Genomic DNA, 18,320 nt, shown 5'->3' with positions numbered 1-18,320 from the left:
AATTTTTTCTTTAACAATACTATTTTATATCCAGACATATTTTACATAAAACTACAAATCATTATTTACTGTATTGCCCTTAGTTACGGAAACAATTATACTAGATGTAATCGAAATAAATATTCTGAATATTCTTAGAATTAACGATAAAATTTTTACTACCTGCAAATAGAATTATAAATTTGTCCACTAAATAGATTAGAAAACGATAATAAAATTAGGAGGATTACGATGCCCCAGCTTGATTCATTACATCCCACTGTAGAAAAAATAATCAATAATATTGAAAAAATAATGGTCGGAAAACGAAAAGAAACAATCTTAGCTTTGACAGCTCTCTTAGCTGAAGGTCATGTGCTATTAGAAGATGTTCCTGGTGTCGGCAAAACAATGCTAGTACGTGCTCTTTCTAAATCCATTGATGCGGATTACAAGCGAATTCAATTTACACCTGATTTACTGCCATCAGATGTAACAGGAGTTTCTATTTATAATCCGAAAGAGCTCCAATTTGAGTTCAAGCCTGGACCAATTATGGGGAATTTTGTACTTGCTGATGAAATTAATCGTACATCTCCTAAGACACAATCTGCTTTACTTGAATGTATGGAAGAAGGCAATATTACAATAGATGGCATTACAAGGCCTTTACCAAAGCCGTTCTTTGTCATGGCTACACAAAATCCGGTCGAATATGAAGGAACATATTCTCTACCAGAAGCTCAGCTCGATCGTTTCTTATTGAAACTAAAAATGGGATATCCTACACCAGAAGAAGAATTTGAAATTTTAAACCGGATGGAAAAAACAAATCCACTCTCTCAATTACAGGCCATTACTACAATAGAAGAATTACTTTATTTACAACAAAGCGTACGGGTAGTAAGTATGGACAAAGCAATTAAGCATTACATTGTAAAGCTTGTTAATCAGACTCGTACGTATAGCTCTATACAGCTAGGAGCAAGTCCACGTGGCTCAATTGCTTTAATGAAAGCTTCACAAGCTTATGCATTTATCCATGGCAGAAATTATGTTATTCCAGACGATGTTAAATTTTTAGCTCCTTACGTTTTAGCGCATAGGCTCATTCTAAAAATGGAAGCAAAATTTGAAGGGATAACAGGAGAACAAGTTATCGCAAAAATCGTTGCACGAACTACCGTGCCGACTCAAAGGACGATGAACCCTTGATGAAACAAATGCTGCGAGCGCTATATCACGTTATGAAGTTATTGCTACTCCCTTTATGCCTAGTCTTAACATTTGTGTACGCTATGTTTCAAGGAGGGTTTGTAAGTTGGTTTTTATTTTACAGCACAATTCCCATTGCTCTTTATTCACTACTACTCCCCTTCTACGCTTTACGGGACGCTGAAGTAAAACGAACAACAAACCAAAATGGATATGTAGTAGGAGAACAATTTGTAAGCACGATTACAATAAAAAGAAAATTTCCTTTTCCCTTACTTTATTTAGTTATAGAAGATGAACTGCCACCACAATTTATAAGTTGTAAACAAACAAAGATGAATAAGGTAGTACTCTTCCCAGGATTGAAACGAAATATTTCGTTTCAATATGTTATTGACACAATCCCTAGAGGCGAGCACACTTTTTCAAGCGTTCGTGTCAAAACTGGCGATTTATTCGGCATGATGGAGAAAGAAGTAACTTTTTCAGTTCCAGATACATTTTTAGTCTATCCCCAGTATGTAGATATAGCGTATCGACAATTGGAAAATCATTTCGAACAAGGAGCGCTTTCAGCAAATATAAATTCTGCAAAAGACTCTACAATCTCTGTCGGTGTCAGAGACTATAAACCTGGAGATCGCTTTTCATGGATTGATTGGAAAGCAACTGCACGAACAAACAATATTATGACAAAAGAGTTTGAACAACAGCGCAGCCATAATATCATGATATTCATAGACAGAACCGAGTCTCCTCTATTCGAATCAGTCGTCACATTTACTGCCTCTATCGTAAGGGCTGTCTTGAAACAAAATTCACCAGCATCATTCGTGTCTATCGGAAAAGAACAAACTATTTTCCCTTTAGATAATGGAGATACGCAGTTACAACAAATCCTTTGTCATTTAGCAAAAGTACAAGCAGACAGTGTATTCCCGCTCTCCCAGAGTGTAGAAATAGAACTAAGAAAAATTTATGAGCCCGTCACGGTTATACTCGTGACAAGTAATCTTTCTCCCGATATTCAAAAGGCGGCTGATTGTGCTGCTATAAGAAATAGAAAATGTATGATTTTTGTCGTGAAAGAAAAAGTGAATCAACTTTCACACCGAGAACTCAGTATATTAGAAACTCTAAAAAAACGACAAATATTTGTAAACACGGTTTATGAAAACCGGTATACAAACGTGTTTTTTGAGGTGAGCAAATGATAACATTACAAGCAAAATACAAGTGGGATACGAACAAATTCTTCATGCATGCATGTGTATTTCTTCTTTTACTAGAATGGATAAGACCTCTTATAGGTATTACAAATGTAGGTAGATTAGATATTTTCGTAACATTTATAGGAATTTGCTTCGCTCTCTCTTTTTTTCAAACGAGGTGGCAGATTCCAATAAAAATTGTCACAGTCCTATTTATCATTCATTCCCTATATTATAAAAATGCTTTTATAAATCCATCTTGGCTAACAACACTCTTTTCTGATATGTCTCGAAATTCCTCCCTATTTTTCCAAGGGAATTTACTAGATATTTCTCCAGTTTTTCCGACGGTTTTATTTTTTCTCTCATTTTGGTTTTTGAGTTCTTTCACTTCATTTTGGATTATTCATAAAAAACGTGGGTTTTTATTTCTTGTATTGACTATTATTTATATCGCAACTTTTCATAACTTACATTTATACACTGCAAACTACGCTATTATTCGTACTGTTGTCATCGGCTTTTTTATGCTTAGTCTTCTTCAAGTAGAACGAATAAAAGAGCGCGAACACTTACAAAATTATGCTAGGGAAATCTCAAAATTACTTAGACCACTTACAATATTTATTGTATTATTAGCAACCATCGCATACTTTGCTCCAAAATTTGGCCCTCAATGGCCAAACCCAATGGATTTTTTAAAATTCAACACATCTGAAGCAAGTAAAGAACAAAAAGTTTCTACAATTGGGTATGGTTTAGATGACTCGCGATTAGGTGGTCCTTTTAAGGCGGATCCTACAATTGTTTTCACAGCACGAACGCAAAACAAACAATATTGGCGAGTAGAAACAAAAGATTTTTATACAGGAAAAGGCTGGGAAATTTCTGAAAATCCGAAAAAGGTTTCTTTTAAAAATAAAAACGACGTCGTAAGCTGGTACGAACAAAATACAAAAACGGAAACGACTGAGGCAACAATTACCATGCTAAAAAGTTATCCTCACCTTACCTATCCAGCAGGATTAGTATCAGTTGAGGCTTCTTCTGATGTATCATACAGTGTTAACTCGTTTTCAGAAAAAATTTATACAATGAATGGAGACTCTTCTACTACTTTACATTCGTATAAAGTAACATATGAGATCCCTGAGTTTTCCATAGAAAACTTGAAAGCTGTAAAAACAAATGAAGGTCAAGAAACAAATCCTTATTTTATGACAAAGTACACACAACTTCCCGAGTCATTACCACAGCGCGTAAAAGACTTGGCTGCCAATCTTACAAATGATAAAGACAACCGATATGATAAAGTATTAGCTATTGAAAATTACTTCACAGACAACTCTTTTACATACGAATCAACGAATGTCTTATTTCCTGCCAAAAGCCAAGATTATGTAGATCAATTCCTTTTCGATACAAAAAGCGGCTACTGTAATAATTTTTCGACGTCTATGATTGTACTACTTCGTTCTGCCGGGATTCCTGCTCGCTGGGTAAAAGGCTATACAGAAGGAACTCTTGACAATACACTTGCCTCTGCAGAAGGTGCGGATGTTTATACAATCACGAACGATAACGCACACTCTTGGGTCGAAGTATATTTCCCAGGATACGGATGGATTCCATTCGAACCAACAAAAGGATTTACCAATCCCTATAATTTTATAAATAATACGCCTGCTCCTATTTCACAAAATAGCGAAGCAAATAATTCTAATAACGAGCAAATACACCAACGAAATAATGAAGCAAAACTTAAAAGTTTAATAGAACATACAGAAGAAGCTTCTACTAAAAAGGTCACAAATTCTAAAACTAGTTTTTCTTGGTGGTACGTATTCCTCTCTACGATACTAATTAGTATTGTGGGATACATTCTCTTTATCACTAGAATGAAATGGATGACATTTCTTATTATTCATTTCTATAGATACCGAAAAGATGATGCTGTTTATCAAAAAGCTTACGGTGCACTTTTAAAACAATTTGCGAGAATTGGCATACCACGGGGTGAAAGTCAAACATTCCGAGAATACGCTCTCCATATCGATACACTTTACAAATCGGCCGATATGCAACAACTTACTGCCAGTTATGAGAACGCTATATATCAACAGGGGCAGGCTGCAGCAGAATGGAAGACATCCGTACACTTATGGGAAGTGCTTATGAAAAAAGCAGGTTCTCTACCTAAATCAGATGGCTTTGATACAGTTATTTAATCTTGAAAATGTGAGTTTAAAGAAAACGTCTCAAAGAACTACATTGTTCTTTGAGACGTTTTTTAATAAAGTGAAACTCCTAATTATTCTCCAAGTACCTTCTCAATCTCAACCTCTAAATCTACCGGCTTCGTCTGCGGCGCAAAACGCCCTACTACTTTCCCGTCTTTTCCGATTAAAAACTTCGTAAAATTCCATTTCACTGCTTTCATACCGAGTAAACCTGGTGCTTGTTCTGTCATGTATGTATATAAAGGATGAGCCTTATCACCTTTCACATCAACCTTTGCAAACATTGGGAAGTTTACACCGTAGTTTAATTCACAAAAACTAGTAATGTCCGCTTCTGTACCTGGTTCTTGTCCCCCGAATTGGTTACAAGGAAATCCGAGTATTTCGAGTCCTTGGTCTTTATATTTATCATACACCTCTTGTAATCCTTTATATTGCGGTGTGAAACCACATTTACTAGCTACATTTACAATAAGAAGTGCTTTTCCTTCGTAATCTTTTAACGATTTTTCTTCACCTGTAATTGTTTTAGCTGAAAAATTATAAACTGTCATTGTCTTTGCCCCTCTCTTCACTATCATTCTATGTTTATACTATACTACATTCGTGAATATACAGCTCTTATTACGTACTTATACGCTATAATGATAGCGCTTTATTTCCGTTCGAAAATTCGGCACAAACTACTAGACTTTTATGATGGAAAGTTTTACAATCGAAATGTGAATAAAATGTGACAGTTTATATTCCATTATAAAAGAAAAGGATGGTGTTCATTATGAAAACTGCACAACATGAAACGATTTCAAATCGCGAGTTTTATTTCGTACTATATATGATGTTATTGTATGTTACTGGCTGGGTAATCGATGTAAATGGTTTATTCTTAAGCTCCTACTTTAATTTAGCAGGAGAAATTATGCTTCCATTAGTTGGTGGGATTGTTGGACTGTTCATTATGTCTATTAATAAACAACAAACGAAATAATAGTATTACAAAAGGCAGAAGACGAGCTTTCGTTTTCTGCCTTTTTTCTATTTTAGCGTATAATAGAAACATGTAATATATAAGGAGTGGTAAATATGAAAAAAGTAGAGCAATTATCTTCTCACCTATATCTTATTGATGATTTCGATTTACAGCATAATGAACGAACAGGTACGTACGTTTTATTAGGTGAAGATATTACTTTAATTGAAACTTGTGCAGCCCCTTCTCTTCCGTATATTTTAGACGGCTTACAACAATTACATATTGATTTAAACGAAGTTAAAAACATTATCGTTACACATGTTCATTTAGATCACGCCGGTGCTGCTGGTTTAATGATGGAAAAATGCCCAAATGCTACGTTATATGTGCATTCTCGTGGTGCTCGTCATATGATTGATCCAACAAAACTTATTTTAGGTGCAAAAGCTGTGTACAAAGAAGATTTCGATAAACTCTTTGATCCAATTCTTCCAATTGAAGAAGAACGTGTTCATATTGTACAACATGGTGATACGTTAAAAATTGCAGAAGACCGCATCCTTACATTTTATGATACACCAGGGCATGCGAAGCACCATATTAGCATTCACGATTCATTAACAAACGGGATTTTTACTGGCGATACAATTGGAATTTATTATAGAGAACTCGCAGACATTGATGTAGAGTTATATCTACCATCAACGTCCCCTTCACAATTCCAACCAGATGCGATGATTGCTTCTAAAAATCACATTCAAAGCATGAATGTAGATACTATTTATTTCGGTCATTACGGCGCATCCTCTCATGTTACAGAAATATATAATCAACTGGAACATTGGCTACCTATTTTCGTTCATACTGGTAAGGAAGTCTTTGAACAGTATAATGATTTCGATGAAGCGACTAAAGCTTTACAAACTTTATTAATGGATAAAATCTCTTCTCATCTTACAAAGTTAAACGTTCCAGCAGATCATTCCGTTTATAACATTTTACATCTAGATATAGAAATTAGTGCGATGGGCATTATTGATTATTTCACGAAGCAAGAAAAAGCAAACTCCACTATTAACTAACAGTAAAAGAAGAGATATACAACAGTAGTTATTGTATATCTCTTCTTTTTTTGAATATATTTTGAGTAAAGGATGGTGGAATATAATGCAAAGAGTAATGCTATACCTCTGCTTCACATTATTTATCGTCTTATTATTATTTGTTGGAGTGAAGATTCAATTTTATTTAGATACAGACGCGCAAGTGAACTTTAACGTTTATCCAAGATTATTCTACTTTACACTCTTTCCTCTTTTGGTCGGCATTTTATTACGATTCCTTCAATCCATTAATCACGAAACAAGTAAACAAAACTGGAGCTTTCAACCGGATAAGTTTATCGCTATTACAGTGCCTACAATATTAATTTCCTTTTCTCCAGCACTACTTTTCTCACCACTTGGCGAATACCTACCTTATTTAGCTAATGTTATTCTTATAAATACAACTTTTGTTACGATAATTAGTTTAATAGCTGGTTATTCACTATTAGATTGTTTTATACAAAAGGACAATGCAACGATGAAAAAATATAATTGAATGCTCTATTTAATCGTGCAAGTCAAGGATTGTACCTCCTTGGCTTGTTTTTAGAATAATTATATTCCTGTATAATACAGTTATCGAATAAAATTCGGAGGAATGATACAATGTTTTTTCAATTTTTTCTACTAGCAATCATTATGTCTTTTATTAGTGGTCGACTAATTGGTACAAAACTAAATCTTTTCAAACAAGCAAGTGCAGCAACTTTAGGTGTTTCACTTACGTCAGCTCTGTATTGGTTTTTATATTTACGCTATCAAGATGAATCGGTTGTCGGTGTTGATAGATATTTTTGGCTAGGAAGCTCATTAATTGTATCCATGCTTTGTTACCTAGTTTTTGAATTATTTGATCCTATTAGACGAGGCGAAATGGATGACGTAGTAACGGAAAGCCGAAATCCTATTTCAAAATTCTTCGCAAAGGTTGGTAGACAAAAAAGATATATGCGTGTCTCTTCTATTGCAATAAAACACGGAATGGGTAAATATTTAGCTTTAAAGCGCTCGCCAGAAGCAGATCGTAAGCTCGCCACTTCACTTCGAAATACACTAGAAGAATGCGGCGGTGTATTTATTAAATTCGGACAAGTTTTATCAACTCGCTCTGATTTATTACCACCTGCTTTTATTCACGAGTTATCAAACCTTCAGGAAAATGTAACGCGTTTATCACAAAAACAAGTTGAAGAAATATTAAAAAAGGAACTACATATACCAAAAGATGAAATTTTCAGCTCCTTTGAAATGGAACCGTTAGCTGCCGCCTCTATTGGCCAAGTACATAAAGCGAAGTTGAAAGAAAACGACCAGGATGTCGTCGTTAAACTACTACGTCCTAATATTTCTGAGACAATTAAACGTGACTTAGATATTTTAATTCATTTTTCTTTATGGATTTCCAACAAATCAACTTGGGCTAAAAATATCGGATTTCTTGATTTAGCACATGGCTTCTCCATCGCAATGAAAGAAGAAATTGATTTCAAAATTGAGGCTCGTAACTTCGAACAAGTGTCTGATTCACTAAAAAATAGCGAAACGAAAGTAAAAATACCGAAAGTATATAAAGAATACAGTAATTCAAAAATACTTGTGCTTGAATTTTTAGATGGAGTAAGTGTTAAAAGTGGGTCAGCATTATTAAATGAATTACAAATTGATACGAAAAAAGTACAACGACAACTCTTTGATTGTATTTTAGAGCAAATTTTCTTTAAAGGTATTTTCCATGCAGACCCTCATCCAGGTAATGTGTATATTCTTCGTGATGGCACACCTGCATTACTTGATTTCGGTTCCGTCGGGCGATTAGGAACACTACAACAAGATGCATTCAAGCGACTACTTATCGGCTTTGAGCGCAAAAATTCTTATGTCTTGCTTGATGGACTGCTTCAATTAGTTGAAAAGAAGCCAAATGTTGATAAAGAGGCATTAGAACAATCTATCAGTCAATTATTAATCCAAAGTACGTATGGTTCTACAAATGGTTCTGAAGAATTCATTCAGGGGCTATTTCAAATAATCGCTGAGTTTGAATTAGCATTTTATCCAATGGTTGCAGGGGCTTTCCGTTCTCTAATTACGCTAGAAGGAACGATGCTGCAACTAAATCCCGAATTCAATTTAATGGACGAAGCGAAACGCTTTGCGAAAGATCATGCAGCTAGTTTCATGTCAGTTAACAATTATTCTAGTTTAAAAGAAGCTGCAACAAACGAATTACTCGCTATGTTACCTGCCATGCGACGCATTCCTAGAAAACTAGATGATTTAAGTTCAAAACTAGAAAACGGAGAACTATCCGTTAAGGTTGGCTTTTTCTCTGACGAAACAAATGCATCGTTTATTACTACATTTATCTCACAATTCCTCATTGCATTTATTGGAACTGCATTTGGTGGGATTTCGGTAGGCGTATTGCATTTAGCAAACAGTGCGACAGAGCCAAATGATCAATTTTTAAGTGTCGTTGGTTACGGTGGTTTATTTATAAGTGCGATATTACTTGTAAGAGTCGCTATTCATGCGGTAAGGAAATTTAAGTAATAATAAAATGAGTATACAATCACGTAGATTGTATACTCATTTTTTATTGTTTACATATTCAATATGTAATAGTTAAACGAAAGAAAGCTTTGAGCTTTTTTACTTATCTCACCTTTTCATCTACATACTCCATAAACTGCTCCGCTTTAATAAATCTTTCTTTGTACGCCTCAGGTACTTCTTCTACTGTTATCCCGCCACTCGATTTCGTTTTTACTAACACAGTTTGATATGACATTAATGCCTCCATATATTGTTCATACTCTTCAGGAGTTAGTACTTCTTTACTAGATTTATGGCCATTTAATTTATCAAAATACGGATGAAGCTCCATTACTACCTTTTTCAATTCCTCTTTTTTAGCTGGTGATAATTGATCGTAATCTATATTACCGTTCGAATCTCCGTACGCAAGCTTTGCACTAGTTAATTTTTTCATTTCTTTTGTAAACTCTTCATATTCCTTCGTACCCATTTCATCTTTCGCTTCTGATAATTTTGCATTAAAACGCATATACGTTTCTAATGTCATTGCTCCGGCATGTTTTTTTAAATTCTCAAAAGATCCGTATATACCATCCGCCATAATAGATTGATACGCGAAACCAGTCGTCGGGATTAAAAGAGCTGCTGCAAGCACTCCTGCAATAAGATGTTTCTTTCTCTTACGCCCTCCTTGATTCATTTTAATTTGAACGATTACTTTTTCTTTTAACTCCGGCGGGGCAACAATCCCCTTCGCTTCTTCTCGTATAGATTCTCTAACTCTACAATCTAAACTCATTTCACATTCCCTACCTCTCCTAAAAAGATTTCTTCTACTTGCTCTTTTTGACGTAGTTTCTTTAATGCCGAATGAATTCTAGATTTCACAGTACCAATTGGAATATGTAATATTTGTGCTACTTCTTCTTGTGAATAATCGTGTAAGTATCTTAAGATAATAACTTGTTTCAATTTATACGGTAATTTATGAATGAGTTCAATTAGTTTTTTGTTTGATATTTTACTTACAACATCGTTAGAAAAATCAATTTGTACTGGTTTTCTTTGCTCTTCTGCTTTTTTTATAATGCGTAGTCGCATCCACCTCTTTCTTCTATAAGAGTGAATTTGTTTAATCGCAAGTCCAATTAGCCAAGGACGAAATGGCTTCTCACTATCATACTTACGAAGCGATTCATATAGTTGTATGTATATTTCTTGAACGACATCATCTACATCTGTTTTATCTTCAATTAAAAAATGTGCTGTTTTATATACTTCTTGAATCGTTTTATCATACAATTCGCTATACGCTTCTTTATTGCCTGATAAAGTTAATTGAATTAAATGTGCGTAATCTATTTCACCCTTCATATTCCAGCCCTCCTTTGTCTTACACTATATATTGGCAGGTAATTCATATTTCGTTCGATTTTTTAAAAGTTTTTTTATATAAATTAATATTATGATTCATTGAGTTCATAAGCTTCACTTATAAAGTCGCATAACTATTATATAATTTCCCAATTTCTAATGAACATTTAAAATGTTTTATATAGTCAAATTTAGGAGGACATATAATGAAAGCTATCGTTGTAACGTCGTTCGGTGGTCCTGAAGTGATGAAATATACAGATGTGGATATACCCGCTATTTCAGAAGATCAAGTTTTAATTCGTGTTGTTGCTACTAGTGTGAATTTCGCCGATATTAAATCCCGTTATGGTAAAAAAGGAAATAAAGCACTACCTTTTATACCAGGGATAGATGCCGCTGGTATTGTAGAACGTGTCGGTTCTCAAGTGAAAAATATTCATCCTGGACAACGTGTCATTGCTTTTCCTCAAAATGGATCTTACGCAGAATACGTTGTCGCAAACGAAAACCTTACTTTCGTTTTACCTGATGAAGTCGATTTTCAAACTGCAGCTGCTTGTCCGATTGTATCTTTTACAAGCTATAATTTACTCGCAAATGTTGCAAGGCTTCAACAAGGCGAGTCTGTACTCATTCATGCTGCGGCTGGCGGAATTGGTACAACAGCTATTCAACTTGCAAAACGATTAGGGGCTGGAACCGTTATTGGTACTGTCGGAAGTGAAGTAAAAAGAAAAATAGCTTTAAATGCTGGAGCTGATTATGTTATTTGTCACCAAGATGAGGATTTTGTAAAGAAAGTCAACGAACTGACAAACGGTGAAGGGGTTGATGTAATTTTAGACTCTATTTCTGGAACGGTTTCAGAAAAAAGTTTAAATTGTCTCGCTTATTATGGTCGCCTCATTCATTTCGGTAATGCTAGCGGTGAAATTGGTAATTTCCAAACGAAAGATTTACACGCAAGTTGTCGCTCTATACTCGGTTTTAGCTTTGGCACTACACGAAAAAAACGTCCTGAACTACTCCAAGAAACTGCAAATGAAGTTTTCCGTTATTTACGTGATGGCAGTCTAAAAGTAAAAGCAACGAAATCTTTTCCGCTTCAAGATGCAGGGAAAGCACATGAATGGGTCGAAAGTAGAAAAAGTACAGGGAAAGTAATACTAACTGTTCAGTCCTCTTCCTGAAATGAATACTTGAAACCGAGGTGTCATTCATGGGATCACGAATTATGCATGCTATTATCGCTATCAAGATTGCCGAAAAACTATATATCCAAGATAAAACTTCTTTCATACTTGGAGGTGTAGCCCCTGATGCGGTTCATTCAGCAGAAGAAAAAGGAACTTCACACTTTTACGCTGGTACAACGAAAAACTATACGAGAAGGATAGATTTCAATTCTTTTTTTCAAAAATATAAAGCTCATATGGATTCCCCTTTTCTCTTAGGCTATTACACCCATCTCATTGCCGATGACAATTGGCTAAGCGGCTTTTTTCTACCTTGGCTAAAAAATAGAATCGAAAATGACGAAACGATCGCACCCCTGTACTATAACGATTTTAAATTATTAAATGCAAAGTTGCTTCATCATTACGATACAGAACAGCAACTCTTCTCTCTTCTCAACCAAGAGGCTCACATCATGGATATTGAAGAAGTTTCTAAAGAAAACGTTTTTTCTTTTCGAAAGTATCTTTTTGAAGATATGTTGTATCCGGAGCAAAATTTGCATGAAGACTTACAAGTGTTTACGTTTGACCAAATCGTTGGTTATATTGAGACAGCCATTGAAAAAGGCGTATTTTATATTAATCAATTCTCTAATGAAAAATCCACTTCAAACATGTAATCCCCCTCAATATATTTGAGGGGGATTTTCACATAGTAATATTACTATTTGTTCTTTTCCATAACCGCAAAATAATTCCCTTCGCTATCAGCAAAGTTAAATACTTTACCAGAAGGCATAGTTACCATTTCTCCAACAGTAACATTTTTATTTTTTAAATCTGCATATAATTGATCCAGATTTTCTGAGAAGAACATTAAGGACGGTGTACCAAGATTTAATTCTGGGCTCATTTTCGAAATAACTTCTTTATTATGTAGTATAATGCTCGTTTCAGCACCATTAGTCGGAGCGATTTCAATCCATCTCATTCCTTGCTTGTTATCTTCCTCTGCTACTACATGAAACCCTACCTTTTCCGTCCAAAAATTTACTGCCTCATCTTGATTATTTACATACAGCATAATTTGTCCAACTTTATGGATCATTTCATTTCCCCCTAATGGTTTTTTATATTCTATGTAGGTTTCCACAGGTGCTATCGTTATTCCTTTTGAGTTGGTATGTACTTCTTTGCAAAATTTATCGACTGACTCATCCCATCCAGTTCGTCAAAATAATCATTTCTTTCAATCATGTTATATCCGTCGAATCCAATTTCATCTAATACTTTGAAAAATATATCGAAATCCACTTCACCATTTCCTACTGCTACTTCTATATACTTACTTGAACGATCGCTTTTCACTTCTTTACAATCTTTAATATGAGTTTGTACTATATAATCTTTTAATAGTAATAAACTTTCTTCCGGATTTTCATTTACATCACTTATTAAATTTGCTGGGTCAAAGTTAACAGCTAGTCCTTTCGAGTTTACAGTTTCTAAAAATTGTTTTAATACTATTGTTTTTTCAGATCCCGTCTCAATAGCAAAGACTCCCCCAAGTTTGAATGCTAATTCCCCTATCTCATAACAAACCCGTATCATTTTATCATAGTACTCACTTTTTTCATCATCTGGAACTTTCCCAATATGAGCTGTTATTATCTTTGCTCCCAGCTCCAAACCTCTGTCAGTAATATATTTAATCTGATCTATTGCACTGTCAACTTCTGTTCCTGTAATTCCATTTTCTCCAAAACTAATTGCTAATGATGGAATCTTTATTCCATTAAAAGATAAGCTTTTCTTTAAAGCAGTCCATTCTACCACTGGAATATTAGCTAAGTTGAAGTTTTTATTCATAGCATATAATTGAATATATTCTAAATCCCATTCCCTTGCTTTTTGTATTCCTTCGTTTACTTCAATATGTTTCGTATTCAAAAACATTCCTAATTTCCTATCCATATATGTACCTTCTTTTTATTATTTCGCATCAATTTAATATTCGACTTTTTTTATATTACTTCCTTTTACATATGTTGATTTAAAAAATGATGATAGATACATTTTAATAACCATTAATAAACCTCCTTGTATTATTCAATTGCAAATAAAAAAAGACGTAACTACAAATAGTTACGCCTTCCCCATTATTTATCTAGGCTTTTTCTTCCCAGTAAATGCTGGTTTCTTTTTCTTTGGTGCTTTCGGTTTCGTTTCTACGAATGATCCGTTGAACATTTCTTGCTTCGTAAATACGATGCCTAGTTTTTTCGCAAATTGCAGTAATTTACGTTCTTCTTGTTCTGTTACAAGAGAAACTACTGTTCCTTCTTTACCCATACGTCCAGTACGTCCTGAGCGGTGAATGTATTGGTCTACTGTGTCTGGTAACTCTAAGTGAATTACATGTGTTAAATCATCAATATCGATACCGCGTGCTGCAATATCAGTAGCAAGGAGAATCTCTAGTTTCCCACCACGGAATGCACGCATCGTCGCTTCACGCTCTTGCTTACTTGCTTCTGCATGAAGAGCTGCTGCTTTCATTTTACGGAATTGCAATTTCTGAGTAATTTCATCTAAACGGAATGGGTCATTTAAGAAAGCAACTGCTTTTACATCGCCCATATGCATAATTCTTCTTACGTAATCATTTTTTTCGCGTCGCTCACAAATGATATACGTATGTTCAACTAAGCTTTTTGACTCTGCACGTGTTATACGCACTAATTGTGGTTCAACTGCTAAATCGCGTGCAGCATCTTCTGCCGCTTTTGTAATTGTCGCCGAGAAGAATACTAATTGACGATCTCGCATTGTAGATTTAATTACATCTTGTACTGCGCCCATCATCTTTTGTTTTACAATTTGATCAAACTCATCAAATACAATCGTTTTTACTTCATGCATCTTTAACTTTTTCATTCGAATTAATTCTAAAATACGTCCTGGTGAACCGACAATTACTCTCGGGTGTTTCTTTAATTTTTCAACTTGGCGCTTAATATCTGCACCACCAATTAAAGATGCCCCTGAAATTTCAGTTCCTGCTGTAAACTTTTGAACCTCTTCATGAATTTGCATGACAAGTTCACGTGTTGGTGCTAAAACAACAACTTGTGGCTGTTTTACTTCAGGATTAATTTTATGTAAAAGGGGTAATAAGTACGCTAATGTTTTTCCTGTTCCAGTTGGAGATTCAGCTATAACGTCTTGTCCTTCTAAAATAGTTGGAATCGCTTGTTTTTGAATTTCAGTTAATTCTTTAAAACCAGCCTTCTCCCAAGCTTCTTGTAAAAATGGTTGCATATCTTTTATCATTTGTTTTTCTCCTTTATCTCTATTTTTGAAGAAAATGCTGTATTGTTCGCACCGTTTCTATCATGTGTGAAATAACAGCTATTAAATCATCAACATGGTCTTCTGTAATCGCTTTTTGAAATAGAACCTCTACCTTATTATGATATGAAATCGCTTGCTTATTATATTCGTATGAAACTTTCTGCATAATCATTCTTTCTTTTCCCCATATAGAACGCATTAAAGTTTCAATTTCTTCGCATCCTACTTCTGGTTGTTCTAACGGGAATGAAAATGCTAGCTTCATTTCACAACCTGGTGTAAACTGAGGCACTTCTAGTATTTCACCAGACAAGTTCTTTGCATCCACAGATAATGAAAATGTTGCTTCTACTAATGGTTCAAACGGTTCTGTTAATTGAAATGAGATATGATATATACGACTTAATGAAGCAAGGTCCATCATATCTTTTCGATCTGTTACAAGAATATCTCCATGTAGATCAAAATCATACACAGCACCTTCTACGATTACTTTTAAATTGTCAAAAGCAGTTGGATCAAACATAATTTCCTCCAAAAAACAGGCGCCTTTCGATGGAAAGGCGCCACTTGATGTATATATAGTTTACAGATAAACGAGATGAATTACAACCTTTTAGAATAAACCTACTGCTTTTCCATCTTCATTTACATCCATTTGAAGTGCTGCTGGTTGTTTTGGAAGACCTGGCATTGTTAACATTGTACCTGTTAACGCAACGATAAAGCCTGCACCGATAGATGGTTTTAACTCACGAATTGTAACGATAAAGTCAGATGGACGACCTAATTTTGTTGCATCGTCAGAAAGAGAGTATTGAGTTTTCGCCATACAAACTGGTAGGTTACTCCAACCTTCTCCTTCATATTGAGCTAATTGCTTACGTGCTTTCGGAGCAAATTCAATATCTTTTGCGCCATATACTTTTTGAGCAATTGTACGAATTTTTTCTTCTAAGGGTAATTCTAATTCATAAAGTGGTGCGTAGTTGTTTTCACCTTTTTCGATTTCTTTTAGTACTTTTTCAGCAAGATCAACTCCGCCTTGGCCACCTTTCTCCCAAACTTCTGTTAAGGATACTGCATAGCCACGCTCATTACACCACTCTTGTAAGTATGTAACTTCTGCATCTGTATCTGTAATGAATTTATTAATTGCAATTACGAAAGGCACACCGAAGCTTTGAATTGTTTCAACATGCTTCTGTAAGTTTTCCATACCTTTTGCTAATGCATCTACATTTTCTTCTTTTAATTGATCTTTTGCAACGCCGCCATGCATTTTAAGCGCACGAATAGTCGCAACAATAACAACTGCTTCTGGTTTAATACCAGCTGCACGGGCTTTAATATCTAAAAACTTTTCAGCGCCTAAATCAGCACCGAATCCAGCTTCTGTAATAACATAATCACCTAATTTTGCTGCCATTGTCGTAGCGATAACACTGTTACAACCGTGAGCAATATTCGCAAATGGTCCACCATGAATAATAGCTGGTGTATTTTCTAACGTTTGTACTAAGTTTGGCTTTAATGCGTCTTTTAATAATAGCGTTAACGCACCTTCTACACCTAAATCTTTAACCGTTACAGGTTGATTTGCAAAGTTATAAGCAACTACGATGCGAGATAGACGTGCTTTTAAGTCTTGAATATCTGTTGCAAGGCAGAACACGGCCATAATTTCAGATGCTACTGTAATGTCAAAACCGTCTTCACGTGGTACACCTTGTACAGGTCCACCAAGACCAATTACTACATTACGAAGGGCACGATCATTTAAGTCAACACAGCGTTTCCAAACGATTTTACGCGTATCAATTCCAAGTGTGTTTCCTTGTTGGATATGATTATCAATAAACGCTGCTAATGCGTTATTGGCAGTTGTGATCGCATGGATATCTCCAGTAAAGTGAAGGTTAATGTCTTCCATTGGTACGACTTGTGAAAAACCGCCACCTGCTGCTCCACCTTTTAATCCCATCGTTGGTCCAAGAGATGGTTCACGAAGTGCAATTACTGTTTTCTTACCAATTTTATTAAAAGCTTGACCTAAACCAACTGTTACTGTTGATTTACCTTCTCCAGCTGGAGTTGGGTTAATCGCTGTTACTAAAACAACTTTACCGTCTTTCTCATCTTGTAAGCGCTTAAAAATATCAAGAGATAACTTACCTTTATAATGCCCGTATGGCTCTAATTCATCTTCTAAAATATTTAAATCAGCTGTAATTTCTTGAATCTTCTTCATACTCGCTTCTTGTGCGATTTCAATATCGGATTTCACTGTTGTAGTAGTTGTCATATACCCTAGTCCCCCTTTAATTGGTTCTGATGATATTGTATCAGTTTTTTGTATTTTCTGCACTTATTTACCTCCTAAAAATTCTTTCATTTCTTTATACGTTTTTTAACATAAATACCCATAAGAATGTTAACGATTGTTGTAACTCTGTAGGTAGTTGACCTAGCATCTTCTCATTTACTCCGCGCTTATATACGCCGATGCCATCTACAACTTCAAAACCTTGTTCTTTCGCTAACTGTTCAAATTCCCAAGGCATCATCGTATTACAAACAACGTCTTTTCCATACAAGCGAGGATAACTGTTCTCTCGTGGCTTTGCTGTCGGTCCTAAAATTGCAATACATGCATATCCATCTTTCTTTAACACACGCTTTATTTCATTTAACGCTCGTAATGGCTCTTCCGTCCATTCTAAAGAATTAATTGCCATAATTGATTCAAATTGCTCATTTTCAAATGGTAATGCAGAAAGATCTCCTTTTATAAAAGATAAATTCGGTCCTTCTCCGCGCTCCTTACCTTTTTGAATCATCACTTCCGATAAATCTACTCCCACTGCTTTATAGCCTGCGCGACTTAATTTATATGTACCGTAGCCATCACCACAACCAACATCGAGCACTTGTGCTTCTTTCTTCACGTATTGTTCAAAAAATGGAATAATTGTACTTCTGCTCCCGCTGTCCCACATCTCTTGACTATTTTGATTCCAAAACTCTGCACTACTATCCCATTTCTTCTCCGCTGACTCGTGCCAATTAAATTTCGTCATACATTCCCCTACCTTCACGTATTATCATTCATTTCATTCTACATCATTTTCCAAAATTCCTGTTTTATC

General features: G+C 35.1%; 18 protein-coding genes. 9 read left to right on the top strand and 9 right to left on the bottom strand.

Translation table 11 applies throughout. From position 1 onward, the window contains the following. Nucleotides 1–231 precede the first annotated feature (231 nt). Genes DOS87_RS10515 through DOS87_RS10505 form a run of 3 tightly spaced genes read left to right on the top strand, consistent with a single transcriptional unit; the run spans nucleotide 232 to nucleotide 4,633 of the window. Nucleotides 232–1,194, top strand: coding sequence for an AAA family ATPase (locus DOS87_RS10515; protein ID WP_001135803.1), 963 nt, complete (start codon nucleotides 232–234; stop codon nucleotides 1,192–1,194). Then, a complete protein-coding gene (locus DOS87_RS10510; RefSeq protein WP_098578241.1) occupies nucleotides 1,194–2,408 on the top strand; it encodes a DUF58 domain-containing protein in 1,215 nt (404 codons plus the stop codon). Before DOS87_RS10515 ends, DOS87_RS10510 begins: the two co-directional genes overlap by 1 nt. Then, nucleotides 2,405–4,633: a transglutaminase TgpA family protein gene (locus DOS87_RS10505; RefSeq protein WP_079245475.1), complete on the top strand. Its 2,229-nt coding sequence runs from the start codon at nucleotides 2,405–2,407 to the stop codon at nucleotides 4,631–4,633. The genes DOS87_RS10510 and DOS87_RS10505 overlap by 4 nt, the downstream gene beginning before the upstream one ends. Nucleotides 4,634–4,716: 83 nt before the next feature. On the opposite strand, the gene bsaA is transcribed toward DOS87_RS10505, so the two are convergent. Continuing rightward, the gene (gene bsaA / locus DOS87_RS10500) at nucleotides 4,717–5,199 is read right to left on the bottom strand and encodes a glutathione peroxidase (protein ID WP_000219526.1); all 483 of its coding nucleotides are present in this window, start codon (nucleotides 5,197–5,199) and stop codon (nucleotides 4,717–4,719) included. A 224-nt stretch (nucleotides 5,200–5,423) separates the two neighbouring features. Between bsaA and DOS87_RS10495 the strand changes: the two genes are divergently transcribed. The 4 genes from DOS87_RS10495 to DOS87_RS10480 all read left to right on the top strand — a co-directional run bounded on the left by DOS87_RS10495 (nucleotide 5,424) and on the right by DOS87_RS10480 (nucleotide 9,277). Continuing rightward, on the top strand, nucleotides 5,424–5,633 hold the full coding sequence (locus DOS87_RS10495; protein ID WP_000844984.1) for a DUF3925 domain-containing protein: 210 nt from the start codon (nucleotides 5,424–5,426) through the stop codon (nucleotides 5,631–5,633). A 95-nt stretch (nucleotides 5,634–5,728) separates the two neighbouring features. Further along, nucleotides 5,729–6,700, top strand: a complete 972-nt coding sequence (locus DOS87_RS10490) for an MBL fold metallo-hydrolase (protein WP_098578242.1) — start codon at nucleotides 5,729–5,731, stop codon at nucleotides 6,698–6,700. An 85-nt stretch (nucleotides 6,701–6,785) separates the two neighbouring features. Continuing rightward, the gene (locus tag DOS87_RS10485) at nucleotides 6,786–7,220 is read left to right on the top strand and encodes a hypothetical protein (RefSeq protein WP_001190002.1); all 435 of its coding nucleotides are present in this window, start codon (nucleotides 6,786–6,788) and stop codon (nucleotides 7,218–7,220) included. Between the two features lie 110 nt (nucleotides 7,221–7,330). Further along, nucleotides 7,331–9,277, top strand: coding sequence for an ABC1 kinase family protein (locus DOS87_RS10480; protein ID WP_000465998.1), 1,947 nt, complete (start codon nucleotides 7,331–7,333; stop codon nucleotides 9,275–9,277). Between the two features lie 103 nt (nucleotides 9,278–9,380). Here DOS87_RS10480 and DOS87_RS10475 read toward each other — a convergent pair whose 3' ends face one another. Together DOS87_RS10475 and DOS87_RS10470 are read right to left on the bottom strand one after the other, a co-directional pair. Further along, complete coding sequence (locus DOS87_RS10475) at nucleotides 9,381–10,061, bottom strand: DUF3600 domain-containing protein (RefSeq protein ID WP_000050700.1); 681 nt, start codon at nucleotides 10,059–10,061, stop codon at nucleotides 9,381–9,383. Then, nucleotides 10,058–10,636, bottom strand: coding sequence for a sigma-70 family RNA polymerase sigma factor (locus tag DOS87_RS10470; RefSeq protein WP_098578243.1), 579 nt, complete (start codon nucleotides 10,634–10,636; stop codon nucleotides 10,058–10,060). Before DOS87_RS10470 ends, DOS87_RS10475 begins: the two co-directional genes overlap by 4 nt. A 206-nt stretch (nucleotides 10,637–10,842) precedes the next feature. Between DOS87_RS10470 and DOS87_RS10465 the strand changes: the two genes are divergently transcribed. After that, nucleotides 10,843–11,829, top strand: a complete 987-nt coding sequence (locus DOS87_RS10465; protein WP_000644643.1) for a quinone oxidoreductase family protein — start codon at nucleotides 10,843–10,845, stop codon at nucleotides 11,827–11,829. A 29-nt stretch (nucleotides 11,830–11,858) separates the two neighbouring features. After that, nucleotides 11,859–12,497: a zinc dependent phospholipase C family protein gene (locus tag DOS87_RS10460; protein ID WP_000535582.1), complete on the top strand. Its 639-nt coding sequence runs from the start codon at nucleotides 11,859–11,861 to the stop codon at nucleotides 12,495–12,497. A gap of 44 nt (nucleotides 12,498–12,541) precedes the next feature. On the opposite strand, the gene DOS87_RS10455 is transcribed toward DOS87_RS10460, so the two are convergent. From DOS87_RS10455 to DOS87_RS10430, 6 genes are all read right to left on the bottom strand, one after another. Continuing rightward, nucleotides 12,542–12,925 (bottom strand): VOC family protein, encoded by a 384-nt coding sequence (locus tag DOS87_RS10455; RefSeq protein WP_000581472.1) that lies wholly within the window; start codon nucleotides 12,923–12,925, stop codon nucleotides 12,542–12,544. A gap of 56 nt (nucleotides 12,926–12,981) precedes the next feature. Then, entirely contained in the window at nucleotides 12,982–13,791 is an 810-nt protein-coding gene (locus tag DOS87_RS10450) for a sugar phosphate isomerase/epimerase family protein (RefSeq protein ID WP_000375201.1), read from the bottom strand. A gap of 189 nt (nucleotides 13,792–13,980) precedes the next feature. Further along, entirely contained in the window at nucleotides 13,981–15,150 is a 1,170-nt protein-coding gene (locus DOS87_RS10445; protein WP_000588599.1) for a DEAD/DEAH box helicase, read from the bottom strand. Nucleotides 15,151–15,169: 19 nt separating this feature from the next. Next, complete coding sequence (locus DOS87_RS10440) at nucleotides 15,170–15,697, bottom strand: hypothetical protein (RefSeq protein ID WP_000460216.1); 528 nt, start codon at nucleotides 15,695–15,697, stop codon at nucleotides 15,170–15,172. A gap of 90 nt (nucleotides 15,698–15,787) precedes the next feature. Continuing rightward, the gene (locus DOS87_RS10435) at nucleotides 15,788–17,476 is read right to left on the bottom strand and encodes a formate--tetrahydrofolate ligase (protein ID WP_086396575.1); all 1,689 of its coding nucleotides are present in this window, start codon (nucleotides 17,474–17,476) and stop codon (nucleotides 15,788–15,790) included. Nucleotides 17,477–17,570: 94 nt separating this feature from the next. Beyond that, nucleotides 17,571–18,251: a class I SAM-dependent methyltransferase gene (locus DOS87_RS10430; RefSeq protein ID WP_061666634.1), complete on the bottom strand. Its 681-nt coding sequence runs from the start codon at nucleotides 18,249–18,251 to the stop codon at nucleotides 17,571–17,573. Nucleotides 18,252–18,320: the final 69 nt, after the last annotated feature.

The sequence above is a fragment of the Bacillus sp. CR71 genome, assembly GCF_003429245.1.
Classification (GTDB): domain Bacteria; phylum Bacillota; class Bacilli; order Bacillales; family Bacillaceae_G; genus Bacillus_A; species Bacillus_A thuringiensis_S.
The sequence above is the reverse complement of the archived record's forward strand: the minus strand, read 5'-3'. Positions and strand labels throughout refer to the sequence as shown.

Coding starts and splice junctions, on each gene's coding strand:
- DOS87_RS10515 (WP_001135803.1), top strand. CDS start 232: ATGCCCCAGCTTGATTCATTACATCCCACTGTAGAAAAAATAATCAAT.
- DOS87_RS10510 (WP_098578241.1), top strand. CDS start 1,194: ATGAAACAAATGCTGCGAGCGCTATATCACGTTATGAAGTTATTGCTA.
- DOS87_RS10505 (WP_079245475.1), top strand. CDS start 2,405: ATGATAACATTACAAGCAAAATACAAGTGGGATACGAACAAATTCTTC.
- bsaA (WP_000219526.1), bottom strand. CDS start 5,199: ATGACAGTTTATAATTTTTCAGCTAAAACAATTACAGGTGAAGAAAAA.
- DOS87_RS10495 (WP_000844984.1), top strand. CDS start 5,424: ATGAAAACTGCACAACATGAAACGATTTCAAATCGCGAGTTTTATTTC.
- DOS87_RS10490 (WP_098578242.1), top strand. CDS start 5,729: ATGAAAAAAGTAGAGCAATTATCTTCTCACCTATATCTTATTGATGAT.
- DOS87_RS10485 (WP_001190002.1), top strand. CDS start 6,786: ATGCAAAGAGTAATGCTATACCTCTGCTTCACATTATTTATCGTCTTA.
- DOS87_RS10480 (WP_000465998.1), top strand. CDS start 7,331: ATGTTTTTTCAATTTTTTCTACTAGCAATCATTATGTCTTTTATTAGT.
- DOS87_RS10475 (WP_000050700.1), bottom strand. CDS start 10,061: ATGAGTTTAGATTGTAGAGTTAGAGAATCTATACGAGAAGAAGCGAAG.
- DOS87_RS10470 (WP_098578243.1), bottom strand. CDS start 10,636: ATGAAGGGTGAAATAGATTACGCACATTTAATTCAATTAACTTTATCA.
- DOS87_RS10465 (WP_000644643.1), top strand. CDS start 10,843: ATGAAAGCTATCGTTGTAACGTCGTTCGGTGGTCCTGAAGTGATGAAA.
- DOS87_RS10460 (WP_000535582.1), top strand. CDS start 11,859: ATGGGATCACGAATTATGCATGCTATTATCGCTATCAAGATTGCCGAA.
- DOS87_RS10455 (WP_000581472.1), bottom strand. CDS start 12,925: ATGATCCATAAAGTTGGACAAATTATGCTGTATGTAAATAATCAAGAT.
- DOS87_RS10450 (WP_000375201.1), bottom strand. CDS start 13,791: ATGGATAGGAAATTAGGAATGTTTTTGAATACGAAACATATTGAAGTA.
- DOS87_RS10445 (WP_000588599.1), bottom strand. CDS start 15,150: ATGATAAAAGATATGCAACCATTTTTACAAGAAGCTTGGGAGAAGGCT.
- DOS87_RS10440 (WP_000460216.1), bottom strand. CDS start 15,697: ATGTTTGATCCAACTGCTTTTGACAATTTAAAAGTAATCGTAGAAGGT.
- DOS87_RS10435 (WP_086396575.1), bottom strand. CDS start 17,476: ATGACAACTACTACAACAGTGAAATCCGATATTGAAATCGCACAAGAA.
- DOS87_RS10430 (WP_061666634.1), bottom strand. CDS start 18,251: ATGACGAAATTTAATTGGCACGAGTCAGCGGAGAAGAAATGGGATAGT.